20 protein-coding genes and 1 pseudogene are annotated in these 20,911 nt (G+C 30.2%); 14 read left to right on the plus strand and 7 right to left on the minus strand.

Annotated features, from left to right (window positions below; translation table 11 throughout):
• The 4 genes and pseudogenes from HMPREF0202_RS15200 to HMPREF0202_RS01295 all read left to right on the plus strand — a co-directional run.
• Positions 1-391 (plus strand): annotated as a pseudogene (locus tag HMPREF0202_RS15200) (hypothetical protein); the annotation flags it as partial.
• Positions 392-412: 21 nt separating this feature from the next.
• The gene (locus tag HMPREF0202_RS01285; RefSeq protein ID WP_023049783.1) at positions 413-1,258 is read left to right on the plus strand and encodes a CvfB family protein; all 846 of its coding nucleotides are present in this window, start codon (positions 413-415) and stop codon (positions 1,256-1,258) included.
• 11 nt (positions 1,259-1,269) lie between these two features.
• On the plus strand, positions 1,270-2,034 hold the full coding sequence (locus tag HMPREF0202_RS01290) for an IclR family transcriptional regulator (protein WP_023049784.1): 765 nt from the start codon (positions 1,270-1,272) through the stop codon (positions 2,032-2,034).
• Between the two features lie 116 nt (positions 2,035-2,150).
• Positions 2,151-4,262, plus strand: a complete 2,112-nt coding sequence (locus tag HMPREF0202_RS01295) for a glutamine synthetase III family protein (RefSeq protein ID WP_040406036.1) — start codon at positions 2,151-2,153, stop codon at positions 4,260-4,262.
• A 35-nt stretch (positions 4,263-4,297) separates the two neighbouring features.
• On the opposite strand, the gene HMPREF0202_RS01300 is transcribed toward HMPREF0202_RS01295, so the two are convergent.
• The 4 genes from HMPREF0202_RS01300 to dcuC all read right to left on the minus strand — a co-directional run bounded on the left by HMPREF0202_RS01300 (position 4,298) and on the right by dcuC (position 8,432).
• Positions 4,298-5,242, minus strand: coding sequence for an NAD(P)/FAD-dependent oxidoreductase (locus HMPREF0202_RS01300; protein ID WP_023049786.1), 945 nt, complete (start codon positions 5,240-5,242; stop codon positions 4,298-4,300).
• An 11-nt stretch (positions 5,243-5,253) separates the two neighbouring features.
• Positions 5,254-5,880, minus strand: a complete 627-nt coding sequence (locus tag HMPREF0202_RS01305) for an MBL fold metallo-hydrolase (protein ID WP_023049787.1) — start codon at positions 5,878-5,880, stop codon at positions 5,254-5,256.
• A 69-nt stretch (positions 5,881-5,949) separates the two neighbouring features.
• Positions 5,950-7,044 carry a M20 family metallopeptidase gene (locus tag HMPREF0202_RS01310; protein WP_023049788.1) on the minus strand — a complete coding sequence of 365 codons (1,095 nt, stop codon included), beginning with the start codon at positions 7,042-7,044 and terminating at the stop codon, positions 5,950-5,952.
• A 23-nt stretch (positions 7,045-7,067) separates the two neighbouring features.
• Positions 7,068-8,432 carry a C4-dicarboxylate transporter DcuC gene (gene dcuC, locus HMPREF0202_RS01315; protein ID WP_023049789.1) on the minus strand — a complete coding sequence of 455 codons (1,365 nt, stop codon included), beginning with the start codon at positions 8,430-8,432 and terminating at the stop codon, positions 7,068-7,070.
• Positions 8,433-8,777: 345 nt separating this feature from the next.
• Between dcuC and HMPREF0202_RS01320 the strand changes: the two genes are divergently transcribed.
• From HMPREF0202_RS01320 to HMPREF0202_RS01365, 10 genes are read left to right on the plus strand one after another with little or no spacing between them, the layout of a single operon-like run.
• A complete protein-coding gene (locus HMPREF0202_RS01320) occupies positions 8,778-9,566 on the plus strand; it encodes a CoB--CoM heterodisulfide reductase iron-sulfur subunit B family protein (protein WP_023049790.1) in 789 nt (262 codons plus the stop codon).
• Positions 9,566-9,976 carry a 4Fe-4S dicluster domain-containing protein gene (locus HMPREF0202_RS01325; RefSeq protein WP_023049791.1) on the plus strand — a complete coding sequence of 137 codons (411 nt, stop codon included), beginning with the start codon at positions 9,566-9,568 and terminating at the stop codon, positions 9,974-9,976. Before HMPREF0202_RS01320 ends, HMPREF0202_RS01325 begins: the two co-directional genes overlap by 1 nt.
• A 26-nt stretch (positions 9,977-10,002) precedes the next feature.
• Positions 10,003-11,985 carry a CoB--CoM heterodisulfide reductase iron-sulfur subunit A family protein gene (locus tag HMPREF0202_RS01330; RefSeq protein WP_023049792.1) on the plus strand — a complete coding sequence of 661 codons (1,983 nt, stop codon included), beginning with the start codon at positions 10,003-10,005 and terminating at the stop codon, positions 11,983-11,985.
• Positions 11,976-12,425: a hydrogenase iron-sulfur subunit gene (locus HMPREF0202_RS01335; protein WP_023049793.1), complete on the plus strand. Its 450-nt coding sequence runs from the start codon at positions 11,976-11,978 to the stop codon at positions 12,423-12,425. Before HMPREF0202_RS01330 ends, HMPREF0202_RS01335 begins: the two co-directional genes overlap by 10 nt.
• Positions 12,413-13,207: a 4Fe-4S dicluster domain-containing protein gene (locus HMPREF0202_RS01340; protein ID WP_023049794.1), complete on the plus strand. Its 795-nt coding sequence runs from the start codon at positions 12,413-12,415 to the stop codon at positions 13,205-13,207. Before HMPREF0202_RS01335 ends, HMPREF0202_RS01340 begins: the two co-directional genes overlap by 13 nt.
• Complete coding sequence (locus HMPREF0202_RS01345) at positions 13,207-14,241, plus strand: 4Fe-4S dicluster domain-containing protein (protein ID WP_023049795.1); 1,035 nt, start codon at positions 13,207-13,209, stop codon at positions 14,239-14,241. The genes HMPREF0202_RS01340 and HMPREF0202_RS01345 overlap by 1 nt, the downstream gene beginning before the upstream one ends.
• Positions 14,241-15,080, plus strand: coding sequence for an FAD/NAD(P)-binding protein (locus HMPREF0202_RS01350; protein ID WP_023049796.1), 840 nt, complete (start codon positions 14,241-14,243; stop codon positions 15,078-15,080). Before HMPREF0202_RS01345 ends, HMPREF0202_RS01350 begins: the two co-directional genes overlap by 1 nt.
• 25 nt (positions 15,081-15,105) lie before the next feature.
• Positions 15,106-15,786, plus strand: coding sequence for a 4Fe-4S dicluster domain-containing protein (locus HMPREF0202_RS01355; protein WP_023049797.1), 681 nt, complete (start codon positions 15,106-15,108; stop codon positions 15,784-15,786).
• Positions 15,787-15,804: 18 nt separating this feature from the next.
• Positions 15,805-17,409, plus strand: a complete 1,605-nt coding sequence (locus tag HMPREF0202_RS01360; RefSeq protein ID WP_023049798.1) for an FAD-binding protein — start codon at positions 15,805-15,807, stop codon at positions 17,407-17,409.
• A 2-nt stretch (positions 17,410-17,411) separates the two neighbouring features.
• Entirely contained in the window at positions 17,412-17,918 is a 507-nt protein-coding gene (locus HMPREF0202_RS01365; protein WP_023049799.1) for an FUSC family protein, read from the plus strand.
• Between the two features lie 37 nt (positions 17,919-17,955).
• Here the strand turns inward: HMPREF0202_RS01365 and HMPREF0202_RS01370 are convergent, their stop codons facing one another.
• The 3 genes from HMPREF0202_RS01370 to HMPREF0202_RS01380 are packed head-to-tail and all read right to left on the minus strand — an operon-like array spanning position 17,956 to position 20,885.
• Positions 17,956-18,585, minus strand: coding sequence for an O-methyltransferase (locus HMPREF0202_RS01370; protein ID WP_023049800.1), 630 nt, complete (start codon positions 18,583-18,585; stop codon positions 17,956-17,958).
• Positions 18,585-19,886 (minus strand): 16S rRNA (cytosine(967)-C(5))-methyltransferase RsmB, encoded by a 1,302-nt coding sequence (rsmB, locus tag HMPREF0202_RS01375; protein WP_023049801.1) that lies wholly within the window; start codon positions 19,884-19,886, stop codon positions 18,585-18,587. The genes HMPREF0202_RS01370 and rsmB overlap by 1 nt, the downstream gene beginning before the upstream one ends.
• 15 nt (positions 19,887-19,901) lie before the next feature.
• The gene (locus HMPREF0202_RS01380; RefSeq protein WP_023049802.1) at positions 19,902-20,885 is read right to left on the minus strand and encodes an AIR synthase family protein; all 984 of its coding nucleotides are present in this window, start codon (positions 20,883-20,885) and stop codon (positions 19,902-19,904) included.
• Positions 20,886-20,911 lie beyond the last annotated feature (26 nt).

Raw genomic sequence — 20,911 nt, forward strand, 5'->3', positions numbered from 1 at the left:
AAAAAATATTTATTTAAAATTAAATAAGATTTATGAAAAGAAAATTATTAAAAATAATGAAGAGAAATTTAAACTATTATATAACCTAGGGAAATTATCAGAGTACTTTGAGAAAAAAAATGAAAGTAGAACTTTTTATATAGAGGCACTTATAATTGGAAAAGGAATAGAAGTTCCTCTTAAAGAAGTAATAGATATAATTAATAGATTATTTAAAATGTTTGAAAAAAGTGATTATTACTCTTTAATTAGTATAGAAAAAGAGTATTTAAGAATATTAGAAAGTTATGAGGATTTTAAACCTGTAATAAAACTTTTTGAGTATTATTATAAAAACTATCCTCATAAAATGGAAGAGAAATTTAATTTATTTGGAAACTATTTGGAGTAAAATAGTAAGGAGAAAGGTAAAATGGTAAAAGTAGGAAAAAGACAAACAATGAAGATTAATAACTTCAGCAGCAAAGGAGCACATTTAGATGCAGGAACAGGAGACTCAAAAGATAATATTCTTCTGCCTAACAATGAGTTAGAGGGTAAAGTTTTAGATATTGGTGATGAGCTAGATGTAATGATATATAGAGACTCGGAAGATAGATTAACAGCAACTTTAAGAAAAACAGCTTTAACAGTTGGAACAATAGGAAAGCTGTATGTAACAGATACAAATGAAAAATTGGGAGCATTCTTAGATTGGGGACTAAAAAAAGAATTACTATTACCACATGCCCAAATGGTAGGAGAAGTTAAACCAGGAGATGAGGTTTTAGTTGGAATATATGAGGATAGTAAAGGAAGACTATCTGCGACAATGAAAATATATAGTTTTTTAATGCCAAATAAAGATTATCAAAAAAATGATTTTGTAGAAGGTACAGTATATAGAATTAATCCTGAAATTGGTGTTTTCGTAGCAGTGGACAATAGATATTTTGGATTAATTCCAAATAGTGAGTGTTTTAAAAAGTTCTATGTAGGTGAAGAGATTCAAGCTAGAGTTATCAGAGTTAGAGAGGATGGAAAGTTAGACTTAGCAATGAGAGAGTTAGCTTTTGTTCAGATGGATAAAGATGCAGAAAGTATTTTAGGAAAAATGAAGATATTAAAAACGCACTTTAGATTTAATGACGATAGTTCACCAGAAGCTATAAAAGAGTATTTTGGAATAAGTAAAAAAGCTTTTAAAAGAGCTATAGGAAAACTTTTAAAAGAGGGAAAAATTGAAAAAACTGAAGAAGGATTCTTTAGATTAAAATAAAAGGGGATTTTATGGAAGGGAAAACTATACAATCTATCCAAAGAGCAATAGATATAATGAACTGTTTTAATGAAAATGTGCATGAACTTTCATTAAAAGAGATTAGTGAAAAAGTTGGTTTAAGTAAAAGTACTGCACATGGAATTGTATCAACACTTTTAAAAAACTCGTATTTAGAGCAAAATGAAAAAAATAGCAACTATTCATTAGGACCAGCCTTTATAGAAAAAAGCTTTATTGTAAATGAGGATGTTTTAATAAAGAATATTGGGCATAAATATTTAGTAAAGATATCAGAAGAGTTTTCAGTGACCGTGAATTTATTTTTATTTAAGAGAGAGCATTTAAAATTAATTGATAGAGTACAATCTGACTCGATGTATTATACAATTAGTACATCGATAACTAAAATTCCTTTAAATGCATCAGCTTCTGGAAAGTTAGCATTAGCATATTCTAAAGATGTAAATATAGATAAAATATTTAGTAAAAATCTATTATATAAATATACAAATAGTACAATAATAGATAGAGAAACATTGATAGAAGAGATTTATAAAATTAGAGAAGATGGATATTCTTTAGAGCGATCAGAGGTTGAATTAGGAATTTATTGTATATCGGTTCCAATTTTTAAAGTTAATAATGTTTTTGTTGGAACAGCATCAATAATGGCAACAAGAGAAAAATTAATGAATATTTTACCTAAATTGGCACCAAAGATGGTTGCTATGAGTAAAAAAATATCGTTCGAATTAGGAGCACGAGAGGAGTGAAAACTCCTCTTTTTTATTTTCCTATTGACAAAAAAATAAAAATGGTATATTGTTAATATAACAATTTTTTATTGAAGAATGACGTTCGACAATGTAGAACAAAAAAGGGAGGATTTATGAACAACATGCTGGAAATTTTTGGACAATTTTGCTTTACAGAGGATAAATTAAAAAGCAGAATACCAGAATCGTATTTTAAAGAGTTTAAAAAAGTTCAAAATGGAGAGAAAGAGTTATCTATAGAACTTGCTGACTCAATAGCAAATGCAGTTAAAAATTGGGCTACTGAAAATGGAGCTACACATTTTACACATTGGTTTCAACCATTGACAGAATTGACTGCTGAAAAGCATGATTCGTTTATTTCTATGTCGTCTGATGGTACTTGTGTTTCGCAATTCTCTGGGAAGGAGCTTATAAAGGGTGAAGCTGATACATCATCATTTCCAAATGGAGGAGTTAGATCAACTTTTGAAGCAAGAGGATACACAGCGTGGGATTGTAAATCACCAATGTTTTTAAGAGGAGAGGGATTATCTAAATCATTATATATTCCAACAGCTTTTATTGGATATAACCAGATGGCATTAGATAAAAAAGTACCTTTATTAAGATCAATAGACTTTATATCAGAGCAAGCACTAAGATTAAAAAAGATACTAGACCCTAAATCAAATGTAACGTCAATAACAAACACTCTAGGATTAGAGCAAGAGTATTTTTTAATAGAGAAGAAATTTTGGGAAAAACGTCAAGATTTAATGCTTTCAGGTAGAACAATATTTGGATCTTTACCACCAAAAGGTCAAGAGTTAAATGATCATTACTACGGAAGTATAAAAGAAAAAGTTGAAAAAGTGATGAATGAGATAGATACGGAATTATGGAAAATAGGGATAATGGCAAAAACAAAACATAATGAAGTAGCTCCTAATCAGTTTGAGATTGCATTGATGTTTACAACAGCAAATGTAGCTGTTGATCAGAATCAATTGACTATGGATATAATAAAAAAGGTTGCAGATAGACATAAATTAAGTGCATTATTACATGAGAAACCATTTAAAGGAGTTAATGGTTCTGGAAAACATTGCAACTGGTCATTATCAACAAATTTGGGAGAAAACTTATTAGATCCATCTTCTTTATCAAAAAATAATCTTCAGTTTTTAGTATTTTTAACAGCAGTTTTAGAGGGAATTGATAGATATGAAGATGTCTTGAGAGCTTCTTGTGCGACTCCTGGAAATGACCATAGATTAGGTGGACACGAAGCACCTCCTGCAATAATTTCGGTTTTCATAGGGGAAGAGTTAGAAGAAATATTAAAAAATATAGGAAAAATAGTTCCTGTAAACGAAGCACAAGAAAATATGGAGTTTGGTGTAAAAAACTTTACAAAAATACCAAAAGATATATCAGATAGAAATAGAACATCACCTTTTGCATTTACAGGAAATAAATTTGAGTTTAGAATGCCAGGTTCAAGTGCATCGGCATCGACACCAACATTTATAATAAATACAATTATTGGAACTATAATAAAAGAGTATGCCGATTATTTAGAAGGAAGAGATTCTAAGAATTTAAAAAAGGATATAATCGAACTTATAAAAGATAGATACGAAAAGCATAAAAGAATTATATTCAATGGAAATGGTTATGATGAGAGTTGGAAAATTGAAGCAGAAAAAAGAGGGTTAAAAAATTTAAAAAATACACTAGAAGGATTGAGAATATATAAACAAGAAAATATAGTAGAGTTATTTAAAAATGCCAAGGTATTATCACCAGAAGAGCTAGAGGCAAGATATATGGTTTATTGTGAGCGTTATATTAAACAAGTTAATATCGAAGGAAGCTCAATGGTTAGAATAGCTAGAAATGAGATATATCCAGCTTTAATGGAGTATGCAGCTAAGATATCAAATAGTATCTTGTCATTAAGAGAAGTTTTAGGAGATGATGAGTTCTTAGTGGCTGATAAAGCTCATTTAGTAAAACTATTAGCTGGAAAAAATCGTTTGAAAGATTATTTAGCTCAATTAGAGTCACAACTTGTAGTAGCTAATGAAATTGAAGATTTATATGAAAAAGTAGTTTATTTAAATAAAGAAATAATTCCTTTGCTTAAATGTCTAAGAGATATTATTGATTTACTAGAGCATCAAGTTGAAAAGAAAGTTTGGCCTGTACCAACTTACGAAGATATGCTATTTAAATTATAATAAATAGAAAAGTCAGAGTTTTACTCTGACTTTTTTTAACTATATTGTGCTTTTAAATTATGTTTCTTTAAAACATGTTTAATCGCTTCTAAGGCAGCAATTGTACCATCTGATGTAGCTGTAGTAACTTGTCTAATGTGTTTAGATCTAACGTCTCCAGCAGCATATATTCCTTCAATAGATGTATGCATAGCTTCATTAGTAATAATATAACCTTGCTCATCTAGAGATGCCACTTCACCATAAAGTTCTTTAAGTGATTTTGTTCCTAAGTATAAGAAAGCAAACTGAGTAGGATAAGTTTCATGAGTACCATTGATTTTAACAATAACCTCTTCAACAAATTCATCTCCCTTAATTTCAACTAGTTCACTTGAATAATACATTTTAACTTTTTCGTTGGCTTTTAATGTTTCCATAAGAGCTTTATCGCAACTATCATCACAGTTATCAGTTATAAACATATGAATCTCTTTTGAATACTTTGTTAAAAATAGAGCTTCTTCAGCAATTTCTTTACCTTTTCCAAAAAGAGAAACAGTCATATTTCTTGTAAAAGCGCCATCACAAGTTGCACAGTAAGAAACTCCTTTTCCTAGATACTTTTCTTCTCCAGGAAGTTTTTTAGATCCATTTTTTGCCCATCCACTTGCAATTATAACAGTTTTTCCTAGGAAATTTTCAATATCTGTTTTTACAATTTTATGCTCTCCAAATAAATCAAATGCTAAAAATGTAGCATTAACAAATTCAACATTGTATTTAAGTGTTTGCTCTTTCATTAGAGTATAGATATCTTTTCCAGTAGGTGATCCTAAAATACCAGGATAGTTTTCTATTTTATGGGCCATAAGAAGACTTCCAGTATTTGGCTTCTCAATAACTAAAACTGAAAGATTAGATCTTCCAGCATAAAGTGCTGCAGTTAGACCAGCTGGTCCAGCACCGATAATAACAACATCATAAACTTTGTTTTCCATATTAATTCCTCCTAAAACATTCCTTGGGATTTTAATACTCTTTTTTCCTCGCCTAAAATAGTAGGTTCAGTATGGGCGCTATACACTATAGTATCTTCTGGATAAGTTTCACAAATCTTTTTTAAACTTCTTTGTAATTGTGATAAGTTACCAGTAGGTAAATCATATCTACCATAACTTCTTCTGAATAGTGTATCCCCAGAAATCATAAAATTAGACTCTTTGTTATAAAAACATTTAGAACCAATTGTATGACCAGGAGTATCAATAACTTCAAAACCAAAAATAGAATCTCCCTCTTTTATAGGAGTAAAATCACCTGTATATGCAAAGTCATATCCTTGAATAGCATAAGATAAGTTTAAGGATGCATCAGTTAAAAATTTCTCTTCCTCTTTTCCAATATAAATGTGAACATTAGGAAAAAGATGTTTTATTTCATTTATTCCGCCAATATGATCACCATGACCATGAGTAAGAATAACATTTTTTAGAGTTAAATTGTGATCTTTTATAAAAGATACAATATTTTCTAATCTAGAATCACTACAATCAAAAAGAGAAGCTTCGTTGTTGTCATTCCAAACCAAATAGCAGTTCGTCATATAGCTTCCCAAAGGAAAGGCTTTAATTTTCATTAAAAATACCTCCAATATATTCTTTTTCATAATTATACATTATTTTAGTATTTTTTTCCATGAAAATATTTATAAAAACATCTTTAAAACTTCTTTTACCATCTCAATACGTTTTTCAATAGATGAGATAACTAAATATTCAGAAGCTTCATGAGAGTTTCCACCAACAGGTCCTACTCCGTCAAGAACTCCAACTCCGAGAATTCCTAAAAAATTAGCATCAGATCCACCACCAGTTTTTTCCCAATTAGAATCAATTTTTAATTGTTTTTTAACTATTTCAAATTTATCTAAAAGTTCCTTTGATAAAGGATTAAGAACTAAAGGAGGTCGATAACCAATCTCTTTTATTTCAACATTAATACCTTCAACATATGGATTTTCTTTTAATCTATTTAAGGTTTTTTCTATATTTTCAAAATGATTTATATCATGTGATCGCCCTTCAAATTTTATAATAGCTTTATCAGGTATTGTATTTACTCCAAATCCACCATTAATAATTCCAACGTTAATAGAGTTCCCTAATTCTAAATTTTGTAATTTTGAAATCTCTAAAACCCAATGAGATGCTTCAACAATAGCATTTATACCATTTTGAGGAGCTATTCCAGCATGAGCAGCTTTTCCATTAAAAGTAATTTCATACTTAATTAGCCCTTTTCTTTCTGAAACCATATTTCCATTTTTTCTAGCGGGTTCAAAAACTAGAGCATATTTTGTTTTTTTTCCCATTTCTGTAATTAATTCTCTAGATATTAAAGAGCTAATTTCCTCATCTGTATTTATTATTATACATATATTTAAAGAGCTATCTTTAAATTCTTTTGCAACCTCATACATAGATAAAAGTCCTGATTTCATATCATAAACTCCAGGCCCAGTTGCGATATCACCCTCTATTTTAAATGGTCTTTGAGCTGCAGTTCCTTCAGGAAATACAGTGTCATTGTGACCTATAAAAAGAAAATCAAAATTATCAACATCTCTATTTTTAATAACAAGAACAGGATTTATTCCATTAAGTTCATGATATTCAACAATCCAATCTTTATAAAGTTTTTGAAAAAAATTAGTTACAAATTGTAAACCCTCTGGAGTATTGCTTCCACAGTCTACATTAACAAGTATTTCTAAATTTTTTAAATAAGTATTTAAATCCATAAAAATCCTCCTTAAATTTTATATTAACCAAATAAAACCATGTTAGAGATGAGAAGTACAACAAGTCCAACTAACATAGGAAGAAAAGTTCTTCTAACAACTAAAAATGGAGAAACACCTGAAATACCACAAACAGCAACAATAACCGCAGTAATAGGTGAAACACTTCTTGCAATACCAGACGCAAGTTGCATAGGCATGGCAATAACAACAGGGTCAATATTAACAGATGCTGCAACAGTTGGTGCTAAAGCAGCAAAGGCAAAGAATGGAGCATTTCCAGAACCCATAATAACAGACGAAGCTGAAATAACCGCCGTCATAACTAAAATCATAGGTTGAACACCTAAGCCAGCATTTTTAGTCCAATCAATAATACTATTAATAACTCCAACTTTAGTTAAACCATAAGCAAAAAATTGACCAGCAACTATTAGAGTTATAACTGCAGCAAATTGTGAACCCATAGAGTTGAAAATTATTTTTAATTCACTAATAGTATTTTTAAAGGTTTTTTTTCTGATTCCTTCAATAACCATACTAACGGTAACGCTTAAGAGCATAGCAACTTCAACATTCATTTTTATTGAACTTTTGAAAAGAGAGCTAAATGCTAAAATAACAACAAGTGGGATTATGGGAAAAATAGCATAGAAATTAGGAACATTACTATCCTCTTCATCTATAGAGCTTTTAGTTTTTACTCCAAAATCATCATAAGTTGAATTTTTATCTCCAATTTTTTGTACGAAATAATGCGTTATTGCAATTGCAATTATAACAAAAATAGCAACAGGAAGTTGGTATTTAACAAAATAAAGAGCAGCATCTAAATTTGCTGTTTTAGCAGCCAGAACAGAATTTCCAGATGCAGGCCCCAAATCTAAGCAAGCAGTAGTTCCAATAACAGCTGTTGCAGAAAGTGGACTAGCACCAAGAGAAACAAGAATAGGATAAACAGTAACCATTAATAAAACTCCTAAACCAGAAGCACTCGGAATAAAAATATTTAAAATTTGTCCAAGAATATAAGTAAGGGCTAGAACTAAATATGGTGAATTTAATTTTTTCATAGGTTTAGTTGTGATTTTAACTAGTGCTTTACTGGCTCCAATATGATCCATATATTTAGCAAATCCTCCAACAACCATAATAGTTAAACCAAGACCAGCAGTAGTTTTAGAAAAAGTATCTTTTAAATATTGAAAAATATCTAAAAAATTAGATCCTATTGAAGCTTTCTCATTAAGAATAGGAGTATCTTTTAAAAGAATAGCAGTACAAAGTAATAAAAAACCAGCTACAAATAAAACTCCTTGTGGATAAAACTTTTTTACAATAAAGTAACCGACAAAAAAAATAATAAAAAGTGTGATGAAAAAAATCATTGAGTAGTTTCCTCCTTCGATATTTGAAAGTCTAAATTTTTTTAACAAAAGTGTATAAAAATAGTGTTGTTAAAATAATTTAAGAACATTTTTCACTAATTATACATACTTTAATTAGAGGTGTCAATAAATGAAAAATATATATTATAAATGGTAATTATTTACCGCTAATTAATCAACTTTTGGTTAAGTTTTTATAAAAAGCTAAAAAATAAAAAAAAACAGTTGACTTGAATACTAGTGTAATACTATAATTTTAATTAAAAACTGTTCTTTAAACGAATTATAGTACTTATTTTCAGAACAAAAATTTTTGAAAAAATACTTTTAAAATGGAGGGATAAAATGAAGTATAGTTACTATCCAGGATGTACTTTAAAAACTAAAGCAACTAAATTGGAGAGTTATGCTTTAGAAGCAGCAAAAAAGCTAAATATTTCATTAGAAGAGATTGAAAATTGGCAATGCTGTGGGGGAGTATATCCTCAAAGTGATGGGGAAGTAGCACAAAAACTTTCATCTGTTAGAAGTTTAATATCAGCAAGAGATAAAGAAGAGAAACTTTTGACTCTTTGTTCAGCTTGTCACAATGTTATTAAAAGAGTTAATAACGATATTAAAACAAAAGAAAACGTAAGAAAGAAGGCTAATTTATATTTAGAAGTTGAAAATGAGTATAAGGGAGAAACTGAGGTAGTTCATTATTTAGAAATGTTAAAAAATGATGTAACTTTTGATATTTTAAAGGAAAAGGTTGAAAATTCATTAAATGGAAGAAGAATAGGGGCATATTATGGATGTCTTTTGTTAAGACCCCAAAAGGAGATGACGTTTGATAATCCAGAAAATCCAACTATAATAGAGGATTTTATAGAAGCGCTAGGAGGAAAAGCCATAAAATATCCATATAGAACTGAATGTTGTGGAGGGTATTTAGCTGTAAATAATAAAAAATTAGCTGAAAATATGAGTGATAAGATTATTAAATCAGCTGAATTAAGCGAAATAGAGGAAATAATAACTGCATGTCCTCTTTGTAAATATAATTTAGAAAAAAAAGATTCTAAAATTAAAGTCACATATTTTACAGAATTGTTAGCAGAAGCTTTAAATCTTAAAACAGAGGAGGAATAATGATTAGGGAGAAAAAAAATCCTAAAAAAAATTCAGAGGTTCAAAAAATAATTGAACTGAGTAAAGAAAAAATAGATGATTGTATGCAATGTGGAAAGTGTTCAGCAGGTTGTCCTGCAAATGCTGGAATGGATATTTTACCTCATCAAGTTATAAGATTTTTGCAAATTGGAGATGTAAAAAAATTAAGAGAATCAAAGTCTATTTGGAATTGTGCAGCTTGTTTTACTTGTGAATCGCGATGCCCAAGAGATGTAAGTGTTTCAAAATTAATGGAAGCAGTAAGACAAACAGTTGTTAGAAAACAAGGAGAGGATAGATTGACTCCTGAAGTTGTTTCAAAATTAATGAGAGATAGAGATATGCCACAACAAGCAGTTGTAAGTGGTTTTCGTAAATATAGTAAATAATTTTTTTTGTTAAGGGAGGAAAATCAGTGCGTAAAGTAGGGGTATTTGTTTGTTGGTGTGGAAGTAATATTGCTGGTACTGTCGATGTAGAAAAAGTAAGAGATGCAGTGAAAGATATGCCAGGGGTAGTACATTCAGTAGATTACCAATATATGTGCTCAGAGGTAGGTCAAAACTATTTAAAAGATGCTATAAAAGAAAAAGGATTAGATAGAATAGTCGTTGCTTCTTGTTCACCTAGAATGCATGAAGCAACATTTAGAAAAGCAGCAGAATCAGCTGGATTGAATCCATATTTAGTAGAGATAGCAAATATAAGAGAACACTGTTCTTGGGTTCACAAAGATAAGGAAGTAGGAACTGAAAAAGCCATATCCTTAACAAAGGCAGCCATAGCTAAAGCAACTTTAAATGAAGAATTAATAGCAGGAACTACTGCAGTTGAAAAAAGAGCTTTAGTAATAGGTGGAGGAATAGCAGGGATTCAGACAGCTTTGGATATTGCTGACGCAGGATACTTAGTTGATATAGTTGAGCAAGCTCCTACAATTGGAGGAAAAATGGCTCAAATAGATAAAACATTCCCTACATTAGATTGTTCGGCATGTATATTAACGCCAAAAATGGTTGATGCAGCAGCACATCCAAATATAACACTATATACATATAGTGAAGTAGAAAATGTAAGTGGGTTTGTAGGTAACTTTAATGTAGCTATAAAGAAAAAACCAAGATATGTAGATATGGATAAATGCACTGGATGTGGAGTTTGTATAGAGAAATGTCCATCTAAAAAAGGAAAAAGTGAATTTGAAGAGGGATTAGCCACAAGAACAGCAATTTATACTCCATTTGCTCAGTCTGTACCAAAAGTTCCAGTTATAGATAAGGAACAATGTTTAAAGTTCAAAACTGGAAAGTGTGGAGTATGCTCTATAGTTTGTGGAACTAAGGCTATAAAATTTGATCAAGAAGAGGAGATTATTAATCAAAAATATGGAGCTATAGTTTTAGCAACTGGATTTGACTTAATAAAATTAGATGAATTTGGAGAATATCATTATGATCATCCAGATGTTATAACAGGTCTTGAATTTGAAAGATTAACAAATGCAGCAGGACCTACAAAAGGAAAATTTGTAAAGCCTTCAAATGGAGAAAGACCAAAAAAAGTTGTTTTTGTTCAGTGCGTTGGCTCAAGAGATAAAAGTGAAAGAGGAAAATCATATTGCTCGAAGATATGTTGTATGTATACAGCCAAGCATGCTATGTTAATAAAAGATAAATATCCAGATACAGAAGTTTATGTATTTTATATAGATGTACGTACTCCTGGTAAGAATTTTGATGAATTCCAAAGAAGAGCTGTAGAAGAATACGGGGTTCACTATATAAAAGGAATGGTTGGAAAAGTTATGCCAGAAGGATCTAAACTAATGGTTCAAGCTGTAGATACGTTATCAGGAGTACCATTAGAAATAGATGCAGATATGGTAGTATTAGCCTCAGCAACATCAGCTAAGCCAGACGCAGTAGCATTAAAAAGAAAATTAAATATAAGTGGGGATTTAAATAACTTCTTTACGGAAGCTCACCCAAAGTTAAAACCTGTAGAAACAGCCTCAGCTGGAATATATTTAGCAGGAGCATGTCAAGGACCAAAAGATATACCTGAAACAGTAGCACAAGCTAGTGCGGCAGCAGCAAAAGCAATAATTTTATTAAGCAAAAAAGAGTTAACAAATAATGCCTGTGTGTCTAATGTAAATAAAAATATTTGTAGTGGATGTAAAGCTTGTTCGAAGATGTGTCCATATGATGCTATAAAAGTTAAAATGATGGATATATATGATCATGGGAAAGTTGTAAGAAAAGAAGTGGCTGAAGTGAATGAAGCTCTATGCCAAGGGTGTGGAGGATGTACTGTTTCTTGTCGTCCAGGTGCAATAGATTTAAAAGGATTTACAAATAAACAGATAATGGCGGAGGTAGACGCAATATGTCTTTAGAAATAAATAAAACAGAAGAGTTCAAACCTTTAATAGTTGCTTTTTGTTGCAACTGGTGTAGCTATGCAGGTGCAGATTTAGCAGGAACGAGTAGATTAAATTATCCAGCTAATGTAAAAATAATCCGTGTACCATGTTCATGTAGAGTTAATCCAAATTTTGTTCTTCGTGCTTTTCAAAAAGGAGCAGATGGAGTTGTAATGGCAGGATGTCATCCAGGGGATTGTCATTATTCAACAGGAAATTATTATACAAGAAGACGTTTCTCGGTTTTTACTAATCTTCTTCAATTTATGGGAGTAGAGAAAGATAGATTTAAAGTTGATTGGATATCAGCAGCAGAAGCAAATAAATTTTCTACAGTTATGAATGATATTTTAGAAAAAGTTCATAAATTAGGACCAAACAGAAAGTTGAGGGATATGAGATGGGAAAGATAGAGATATTATTAGAAGCAAAAGAGGATTTAATAGCAAAAAAAATAGATGTGATAATAGGTTGGAAAAAAGAGGATAATTCTATTGAATCGATTCCAACTTTCGTAGAGAATTTAGAAGAGTTTGAAACACTTATAATTGATGATTACTGTGTAAATAATTTATCTAAATATTTAATAGATGAAGCAAATAACGGAAGAAAAGTAGGGGTTTTCTTAAAAAAATGTGATGAAAAAGGTTTTGAGCAAATTGTAATGGATAATAGAATAGTTAAAGAAAATATTGTTACTTATAAAATATCTTGTAATGGAATGAAGAATTTTATGACGAATGAGATATTTAGAAAATGTGAAGAATGTTTAGATGAAACGATAGATAAATATTCTGATGTCAAAGAGATAGAAGAGATGAGTTATGATGAAAGATATGAGTATTGGATGGGAGAGATGTCTAAATGTATTAGATGTAATGCCTGTAGAAATATTTGTCCTGCTTGTAATTGTGAAACTTGTGTTTTTGAGAATAAAAATGAAGATGTTCTAGGAAAAGCTAATAATGAAAGTGAAACAGGATTCTATCAAATTATAAGAGCTTATCATGTAGCAGGAAGATGTTCTGACTGTGGTGAGTGTGAAAGAATTTGTCCAGTCGGAATTCCTTTAGGAAAGATAAATAGAAAAATAATAAAGGATTTAGATGAACTTTATGGTGCTGAAGAAGATACGTTATCAAACTATAATATAGAGGATAAAGATAGTTTCACAGAGAAAAAGGGAGGGAAATAATGAAAAAGTTATCTAAAAAAAATTTAAATGCCCTTTGGGAAATTATAAATGAAGAGTATAACTTATTTCTTCCTAAAAAAGATAGAGGGATACTAAAGTTTAAAAATTTTATAGAGGAGGGAGAAGTAGATTTAGAAACTTTAAAAACAACAGTCCCTTTAAAAAACTTTGTATTTCCTCAAAATGAAACATATTTAAAATTTAAGACAGAGAATAAAAAAATAAAATTTAAAGTAGAAGGGGTTTCAGAAGAAAAATATGTAATTTTTGGTGCTAGACCTTGCGATATTAAATCATTAGAAATATTAGATAATATTTTTTTAAGAGAACCAGTTGATACGTATTATAAGGCTCATAGAGATAGAGGTATTATAATATCTTTAGCTTGTAACACTATTGAAAGTAGTTGTTTTTGCGAAATTTTTGGAATAGAGCCAACATCAATTTTTAAATCTACAGATATATCCCTAGTTGATTGTGGGGACTTCTATTATTGGAATGAAGTAACTGAAGAGGGTAAGATATTAACAGAAAAGCTTAAAAATATTTTAGAAAACATAGAAGAAGTAGATAAAGAGTTACATGAAAATAGGAAAGAGATTATCAAAAAAAAATCAGAAGAAAATATTTTGAATAGTTTAGAAATAAATAAGATTGGAGAGCTAAAAGAAGTTTTTGAAAATGAAAAAGTATGGAAAGAGTTGTCAAGAAGATGTTTAGCTTGTGGATCGTGTACATATGTTTGTCCAACTTGTCACTGTTATGATGTAAAAGATTATGCTGGAAATAATAGTGGTGAAAGATTTAGATGTTGGGATTCGTGTATGTATTCAGAATTTACTTTAATGGCACATGGAAACCCTAGAACAACTCAAATGCAAAGAGTAAGACAGAGGTTTATGCATAAATTAGTATATTATCCAAATAATCACGATGGAATTTATTCTTGTGTTGGATGTGGAAGATGTATAGAAAAGTGCCCGGTGCATATTGATATAGTAAAAGTAATAAAAAAATTGGCGGTGAATAAATAATGGCTTGTACATGTCATGAAAAGGACCCATTGGTTCCACAAATAGCAAAATTAGAATTTGTAAGAAGAGATACACCAGATGTAACAACATTTAGAATAGTATCAGAGAATGGAAAGGCACCTTTTGAGTTTAAACCTGGGCAGTGTGCAATGATATCTGTACCACCTCTAGGGGAAGCTATTTTTTCAATAACGTCATCTCCAACTGAAGAGGGATATATAGAGTGTAGTATAAAAAAATGTGGTGTTGTAACAGATTATTTACATACATTAGAAGCAGGAGACGAAATTGGAATAAGAGGACCATACGGAAATAATTTTCCTGTGGAATTACTAAAAGGAAAAGACTTATTATTTATAGGTGGAGGAATTGGATTGGCACCTTTAAGATCGGTTATAAATTATGTTATGGATAGAAGAGATGAATTTGGAAAAGTTGATATAGTTTATGGTGCTAGAACACCAGAAGACTTAGTTCATCCAAAAGATATATTTGAAGTTTGGCCAAAATCGGAAAATACAGATGTATACTTAACAGTTGATAAAGAGGCAGAAAATTGGAATGGACATGTTGGTTTTGTTCCAAGTTATATAAAAGAATTAGAGTTTAATACTAATAAGGTAGCTCTTGTTTGTGGTCCTCCAATAATGATTAAATATGTTCTTCAAGGACTTGAAGAGTTGGGATTTAAAAAAGAGCAGGTTTATACAACTTTAGAATTAAAAATGAAGTGTGGATTTGGAAAATGTGGACGTTGTAATATAGGGGATAAATATGTATGTAAAGATGGACCTGTATTTAGATGTGATGAAATAACAGAGCTTCCAGACGAATATTAATCTTTATTAGGAGGAGAATAAGAAAGTGACAGATAAAAAAATGGTGGATATATATATATTGGGTAAAAAATACACAGTACCGAATACGTTAACAATAATGGAATCAATGGAATATGCTGGTTATCAGTTAAAAAGAGGTTGTGGATGCAGATCTGGATTTTGTGGTGCATGTGCAACAGTTTATAGAGTAAAAGGGAATAAGGAAATGAAAGTTGTTTTAGCTTGCCAAAGTAAGGTTGAAGACAATATGTATCTGACTCAGATTCCATTTTTCCCAGGAGATAAAGGGATATATAATATAGATAAATTAGATTCTACAGCAGATTCTATTGCGAAATATTATCCTGAAATTTATAAGTGTATTGGATGTAATTCTTGTACAAAAGGGTGTTCACAAGGTTTGGATGTAATGCAGTATATTGGTTACGCTCAAAGAGGAGAATTAGAAAAGTGTGCTCATACATCTTTTGATTGTGTGTCTTGTGGAATATGTGCAACTAGATGTCCAGCTGGAATAACTCATTATAATGTTGGACTTTTAGCACGTAGATTAACAGGAAAATATATTTCAGCTGAAACAAAGCACTTGAATGATAGAGTAAAGGAAATAGAAGATGGAGAGCATGATTTAGCTTTAGAGGAGCTTATGAAAAAAGATATATCAGAATTAAAAAATTTATATAATAATAGAGATATCACAAAATAGAAATTTGGAGGAGAGTTAATGTATACACCAGAAATGAGAGAGTTAATAAAGAAAGTTGAAGCAACTCGTGCTCAAAGAATAGCTCAAGGGGATTTCCCAAGAATGACTGCAGATGAGAAAACTGATGTTTTAAAAGAAAATCATCCAGATTATATAGAAGAAGGATTTGTTGAAATAAAAATTGGACCTAATAAAGGAGATAAGGTGCCAACTGAATTGGGATTATTACTTCATGGAAAAAGTAGATTAGAAAATATAGACATAGATTTAAACAAAATTGATTATGAAACAGATGTACTTATTATTGGTGGTGGTGGTGCAGGCGCAGCAGCAGCCTTAGAAGCACATAAAGTAGGGGCAAAAGTATTAATAGCTACAAAATTACGTTTTGGAGATGCAAATACAATGATGGCAGAGGGAGGAATTCAAGCGGCAGATAAACCAGATGATTCTCCAGCGAAACATTATTTAGATGTAATGGGGGGAGGACACTATTCAAATGTTCCAGAATTAGCAGCGGCTTTAGTGAAGGATGCACCTTTAGCGATAAAGTGGTTAGATAATTTGGGGGTTATGTTTGATAAAGAAAAAGATGGAACTATGGTAACTACACATGGTGGAGGAACATCTAGAAAAAGAATGCATGCAGCAGCAGATTATTCTGGAGCAGAAATAATGCGTGTGTTAAGAGATGAAGTTCAAAATCAAGAGATTGAAGTTTTAGAATTTTCACCAGCAGTTGAATTAGTTTTAGATGAGGAGAGAAAAGTTGCAGGAGCAGTTTTATATAATATTGAAACAGAGGAATATCATGTAGTAAAAGCTAAAACAGTTATATTAGCAACAGGTGGAGCAGGAAGATTACACTATCAAGGGTTTCCAACATCAAATCATTATGGTGCAACAGCAGATGGTTTAGTATTAGGATATAGAGCAGGAGCAAAATTAGCATTTGCAGATACAATCCAGTATCATCCTACAGGTGTAGCTTTTCCAGCTCAAATATTTGGAGCGTTAGTTACAGAAAAAGTTCGTAGTTTAGGAGCAACACCACTAAATATAGATGGAGAACAGTTTGTATATCATTTAGAAACAAGAGATGTGGAAGCATCTGCAATAATAAGAGAGTGTAATAAAAAAAATAAAGGTATTGAAGCTCCAAATGGAGTTAAAGGTGTTTGGTTAGATACACCTTTAATTGAAATTTTAAATGGTCCTGGAACAATAGAAAAGAGAGTTCCAGCAATGTTAAGAATGTATCAAAAATTTGGAATAGATATGAGAAAAGAACCGATTTTAATTTATCCAACACTTCATTATCAAAATGGAGGGTTGCTAATAGATGAAAATGGAGCTACAGAAATTAAAAACCTATATGTTGCAGGAGAAGCAGCAGGAGGAATTCATGGAAAAAATAGGTTGATGGGGAATTCACTTTTAGATATAATAGTCTTTGGAAGAAGGGCGGGAAAAGCAGCAGGAAGTATCTCTAAAGATGTTGAAATTACAAACCTAACATTAAATCATGTTGAAAAGTATCACAAAATGTTAAAGAAGGAAAATATTCAACTAAGTAGTATATCTCCTATGTTATTACCAAATTATACGCATAGAGGGAAGTAAATATGGGAAAAGAATACGATGAAACCTTAAATAAGAGTCTAAAAATATCTATTTCTGTTTTCTGGTGTGTTTTTTTATTAAAAGTGTTATTTAATGTAAATCCATTTTATGCTGCTATAGCAGCAGTATCTTGCTTACAAGGGACAATAAAAGATTCTTTTAAAGTTGGCGTAGAAAGAGTAATCGGAACTATCTTTGGTGGTGTAGTAGGATTATTTGCAATCTACTTTATAACAACAGAAGCTAATGATTTTAAAGGAAGTTTAATAATGGCTTTATCCATGATTATAATAATTTTTGGATGTACTTATATTTTGAAGAAGCCAGCATCAAGCACTATAGCATGTATTGTTTTCTTAGGTATAGCAACTAATATGGAAGGGAGAGATCCTTACTTTTGGGCTGGAAAAAGAATTCTAACCACTATAGTAGGAGTTATTATAGCTTTGGTTTGGAATTGGATATTAAGTGGTGAGTACAAAAGTTTTAAAAAAAGAAAAAGAGTTTAAAAAAAGTAGGATTATTACAATCCTACTTTTTAATTAATTATTTACGAACAAGACCAATTCCATCTCCAAAGGGAAGTAAAACGAAATTGTGATTTTTAGAAAGATAAGTTATAAACTCATCAAGTCTTCTTACAATTGTTTTAAATCTTTTTGGATATTCTTTATAAAGATAACCTCTAAACATTATATTATCAATAAAAATCATTCCATCATCAGCGAGTCTCTCAAAAGAATCAGTGAAAAATTCCATATAGTGTCCCTTAGAAGCATCTATAAAAATAAAGTCAAACTTTTCATTAAGTTTTTTAACTTCCTCAACACCATCTCCTAAAATCAGATTAACTGAATTTAAAAGCTCTCCTTTCTTAAAGTTTTCAAGAGCTTGATTATATCTAATTTCATCAATTTCGATAGTTGTTAATTTACCACCATTTTTTTTTGCAACTCTTCCCATAATAGTTCCAGAGTATCCAATAGCAGTTCCTATTTCAAGTATATTTTTAAAATTGTGACTAGAAGTTAAAAATTCAAGATATTTAGCAACTTCTTTTGTAACAATAGGTACATTATTTTCAATTGCAAAGGCTTCCATCTCTAAGATTAAAGGATCCTTTTCCTCTATTTTGCTAACAACATATTCATTAGCTTCTTTTAATTCGTCTAACATTATTCAAAATCCTTTCTTAGTTTAATAATATAAAAATTATCTAAAATTTCTTCAGTATAATCAATTAAGAAACCTCCAATTGAATCAAAATGTCCGTTTACATTTTGAGGAAGGTCAAATTTTAAAACAGAGAAATTTTTATGATTATTTAAAAATTTAATGATATTATCTGTATTTTCTTCAGAAAATATAGTACAAGTACTATATACAAGTTCTCCACCAACTTTTAATGAGAAAGCTGCAGAATCAAGGATTTCATACTGTAGTGTAGATAATTCATGAACGTTATTCATATTTTTATTATATAGTGCTTCAGGTTTTTTTCTAAGAACACCATATCCACTACATGGAGCATCTACAAGAATTTTATCAAATTTTTGCCCCTGCTCTTTAAGTTTACGAGCATCTAATTTAATTGGTTTTACATTACTAAGTCCTAGTTTATGTAAGTTTTCTTCTATTATTTTTATTTTATGCTGATGAATATCAAGAGCAAAAATTTCTCCAGTATTATTCATAAGTTCCCCTAAAACCGCTGTTTTACTTCCAGGAGCACTGCATGTATCTACAACTTTTTCTCCAGGTAAAGGATTTAGAATTTTTGCAGCTAAATATGAAGAGCCATCTTGAGCAATGATTTTTCCATCTTTAAATTCAGGTGTATGTAATATAACTCCTGAATCAACATAATAAATAGTATCAACTTTTTTAATAATGTCAATTTTTAACTCTTTTAAAAGAGTTTCAAACTCTTTTTCAGAGTATTTTAAAGTATTTACTCTAATACTCATGTATGGAACTTTTTTTAATGATATTAAAACTTGTTCAGTAGAATCTCCATACTCTTTTTTTATTTTCTCATAAAACCATCTAGGATAAGAGTATAAAATATCAAGTTTATCCTCGTCTTTTAATTTTTTTATTTCATCTTCTTTATCTCTTAAATAACTTCTGATAACTCCATTAACAAACTTACTAACGGGTATTCCGAATTTATTTTTAGTTAATTCAGTTGCTTCCCATGCAATACCTTTGTCGTCGCTATTCATAAAAGTAGCTTGATAGATAGAGATTTTTAATAAATTTTTAATCCAATTTTTTTTAATAGCTTTAGTTCTTTTTTCTAATTGGTAATTTAAATAAATATCATTTCTAATGACTCCATAGAAAACTTCAGTTATAAAACCACGCTCTCCTTTACTTAAATTATTTTTTGAAAAGTATTCATTTAAAAGAATATTTGAATATTTTCCTTTTTCAAATTCACTTAATAAACCAATAATTCTTTGTTTTATATTCAATATAACATCTCCTAACTATATAACTTTATATAACTCATCACTTTGAGGAGGCATAATTTCCAACCTCTTACCATTTTTAACAAGAACTTTTTCTTTAGAAGTGGTAAACTCTCCAATATCGAAAGCGGGAATGTTGTTTTCTTTCAATTTTTCAATTAAAGGAACAGCATTATTTTTTCCAACTACCATAAGCATAGTTCCACTTGATATAAGCTTTAAAGGGTTAATTTTAAAATAATTACAAATCTCTTTTGTGCATTTAGGTATAAATATTTTCTCATATGAAATTTCAACGCCTAAATTATAAAAGCAGCTAGACTCCCAAAGCGCACCTAAAAGGCCACCTTCAGTCACATCATGCATTCCTTTTGAGAATTTATTGGCAATAATACCATCTTTTACAACACTAGTTAAATCTAAAAGTGCTTTTGCATCATTAACAAGCTCTTTAGAAAAAGTATCGAGAAGTTCACTTTCTTTTTCAAAGGCAATAATGCCAGTTCCTTCAATTCCAACTCCTTTTGTTATAATTAATCTATCACCAGCAGTAATGTGCTCTCTTTTTTTAAAATTATCTTTTGTCCCAATACCAATTGAGGTAGCAGATATTATCGTTTTATTAACCGCAGCGGTAATTTCAGTATGTCCACCAATTATAGAAACACCAAGCTTATCAGCTTCTTGCTGAGCTTCTCTCATAATTTCAGCAATTTCCTCCTTTTTTGTTTCTGGAGGAGCTAAAATTGTAAGCATAATTCCAATAGGAGGGATTCCCTCTGTAGCAATATCATTACAGTTAATATTAATAGCCAACTTACCTAGACCACTATTACTACCTGTAATTGGATCAGTTGATAAATAAACAATATTATCTCCAACCTCAATAGCAGCACAGTCACTACCAATTTCTCCAAAAGAAAGTATTTTATCATTGTTATTTTTAATATTATTAAAAATTAAATCTTTTAAATCTGAAATAGTAAGTTTACCAATCTTCATATTTACTCCTCATATGTAGTAGAATT

It is taken from the genome of Cetobacterium somerae ATCC BAA-474 (assembly GCF_000479045.1).
Lineage (GTDB): Bacteria > Fusobacteriota > Fusobacteriia > Fusobacteriales > Fusobacteriaceae > Cetobacterium_A > Cetobacterium_A somerae.